The sequence below is a fragment of the Arthrobacter sp. Y3225116 genome (assembly GCF_059091245.1).
Genome location: NZ_JBNHGL010000332.1, coordinates 1 through 2,542, shown reverse-complemented (window position 1 = coordinate 2,542; position 2,542 = coordinate 1). Strand labels below are relative to the sequence as shown.

Sequence of the window (2,542 nt, the reverse complement as noted above, 5' to 3'; positions counted from 1 at the left end):
CGCGGCGGCCGGGGCCGTGGACGAGCGGCCGGACGGCTCCTGGCACGTGGAGTGGCAGGCGCTGCGCCAGCTGCTCCGGCTCGCCGGCGGGGCAGCCGCCAAGCTGGCCGAACTCTCCGACGGCCTGGTGGTGCGCCCGGAGAAAATGCGCCGGAACCTGGAGATCACCGGCGAGCTGGTGGTCAGCGAACGCGTCATGGCCACGGTGGCGCCGATGCTGGACGGCGGAACCCCCGGCGCCGGCAAGGCCAAGGTCCAGAGCCTGGTCAACCAGTCGCTCGCCGGCCAGGGCAGCCTGGCGCAGCTGCTGCGCGAAGCCGTGCCCGGCGACGTCCTCTCCGACACGGCGCTGGCCGAACTGCTGGACCCGGCCGGGTACACCGGCCAAAGCAGCGGCCTGATCGACCGGATCACGTCCCACTACGCAGAATGGAGCCATTCGTGACCGTCCCCGACATCACCCCCACCCTCCTGTCCGAGGGCAAAGGCAGGCCGGTGCTGCTGGCGGGCGCCGGACTCGGTACCGGCGCCAAGGCGCTCTGGGCCGACGCCGTGGAGCACCTGCAGGACTTCCAGGTGGTGGGCGTGGATTTGCCCGGCCACGGGGCCAGCCCCGCCTCGACCGAACCGTACACCATGGCCGAACTCGGCCAGGGGGTCGTGGCGATGCTGGACAAGCTGCGCGAAGCCGGCGACATCGACGCCGGCGCCCAGGTGTACTTCGCCGGCGTCTCGATGGCCGGTGAACTGGCGCTGCAACTGGGCCTGGACCACCCGGACCGCTTCGCCGGCCTGGGCGTGGTCTGCTCCGGCGCCAAGATCGGCGAGCCGGCCGCGTGGCTGGAACGCGCGGAGACCGTGCGCCAGGCGGGCACGCCCACGATGGTCACCGGCTCCGCGCAGCGCTGGTTCGCGCCGGGCTTCATAGAGAAGCACTCCGAGCGCACCACCCGGCTGCTGCACACCCTGCAGAACGCGGACCGCTTCGCCTACGCCCACGCCTGCGAGGCCCTGGCCGGCTTCGACGTCCGCGGGCGGCTCGGCGACATCACCACTCCGGTGATCGCCGTCGCCGGGGCGCTCGACCAGGTGTGCCCGCCCGAGTTCGCCGAAGCAGTGGCCGCCGGCGTGCAGAAGGGCAGCTCCGCCGTCGTCGACGGCGTGGCCCACCAGGCACCCGCCGAGGCACCCGCGGAAACCGCAGCGCTGCTGCGCGATTTCTTCCTGGCCGCCTGAAACCGCAGCCGGGCCCATGACTGAACCAACCAAGGAGTACACGCCGTGAGCGATAACCGCACCTTCGATCCTGCCAAGACTCAGCAGGAGGTTTACGACGAGGGCATGGCCGTGCGCCGGCAGGTCCTCGGCGATGCCCACGTGGACCGCGCGAACAGCTCGATCGATGAGTTCACCCAGGACTTCCAGGAACTGATCACCCGCTACGCCTGGGGGACCATCTGGACCCGGGAGGGGCTGCCGCGCACCACGCGCAGCGCCATCACGCTCACCGCCATGATCGCCAAGGGCCACTGGGAGGAATTCGCCATGCATGTCCGGGCGGCGCTGACCAACGGCATGACCCGCGACGAGATCAAGGAAGTCGTGCTGCAGTCGGCCATCTACTGCGGCGTGCCGGACGCCAACGTCGCGTTCAAGGTGGCCAAGGGCGTCTTTGCCAGCCTTGACGAGGATCACAAGGGCTCGATATAGTTCATATAACGTACATGCGTTCGTGAAGCGAACACTTTCGGCAGGAACAAGCGCCCCGTGGCGGTTCCCGCCGAAACGGTATGTTCCGCGCGGACCCCCGTGTCGACGGAGCGGTCCGGTCCGGCCTGAGCGCCGGGCCGGGCCGTTTGCTGTAACCGAAAGGCGCACCCCGGAAGTGCGCCGCGAAGGAGCCTCGAATGAACCAGGCATATTTGTATGACGCCGTCCGCACCCCCTTCGGCAAGTTCGGCGGTGCGCTGGCCGGTGTGCGCCCGGACGACCTGGCGGCCGAAGTCGTCAAGGCGGAAGTTTCCCGGGCCCCCGGCCTGGATCCGGAGCGCATCGACGAGGTGATCTTCGGCAACGCCAACGGCGCCGGCGAGGAGAACCGGAACGTGGCGCGCATGGCAACGCTGCTGGCTGGCCTGCCCACCTCCATCCCGGGGGCCACCGTGAACCGGCTGTGCGGCTCCAGCCTGGACGCCGCCATCATCGCCTCCCGGCAGATCAACGCCGGCGAAGGCGACCTGGTGCTGATCGGCGGCGTCGAGTCGATGAGCCGGGCGCCGTGGGTGCTGCCGAAGACCGAGAAGCCCTACCCGGCCGGCGACATGACCCTGGCGTCCACCACCCTGGGCTGGCGCCTGGTGAACAAGAAGATGCCGCGGGAATGGACTGTCTCCCTGGGCGAGGCCACCGAGCAGCTGCGCGAGCGCCACGGCATCAGCCGCGAACGGCAGGACGAGTTCGCCCTGACCGAGGTTGGCCGCGAGGGCAAGCAGACTTTCCTCGCGTGCAACTACGAGAAGCCGTCGCTGATCCTGCAGAAGGC

3 protein-coding genes and 1 pseudogene are annotated in these 2,542 nt (G+C 69.8%); all 4 read left to right on the top strand.

The genetic code is table 11. From position 1 onward, the window contains the following. Positions 1-445 (top strand): annotated as a pseudogene (locus AC5RV2_RS16940) (lyase family protein); the annotation flags it as partial. Next, positions 442-1,236 (top strand): alpha/beta fold hydrolase, encoded by a 795-nt coding sequence (locus AC5RV2_RS16935; RefSeq protein ID WP_494093305.1) that lies wholly within the window; start codon positions 442-444, stop codon positions 1,234-1,236. The pseudogene AC5RV2_RS16940 and the gene AC5RV2_RS16935, both read left to right, overlap by 4 nt. A 45-nt stretch (positions 1,237-1,281) precedes the next feature. Beyond that, positions 1,282-1,710, top strand: coding sequence for a 4-carboxymuconolactone decarboxylase (gene pcaC, locus AC5RV2_RS16930; protein WP_494093304.1), 429 nt, complete (start codon positions 1,282-1,284; stop codon positions 1,708-1,710). 197 nt (positions 1,711-1,907) lie between these two features. Further along, a partial coding sequence (locus AC5RV2_RS16925; RefSeq protein WP_494093303.1) for a thiolase family protein occupies positions 1,908-2,542 on the top strand: 635 nt, incomplete at its 3' end.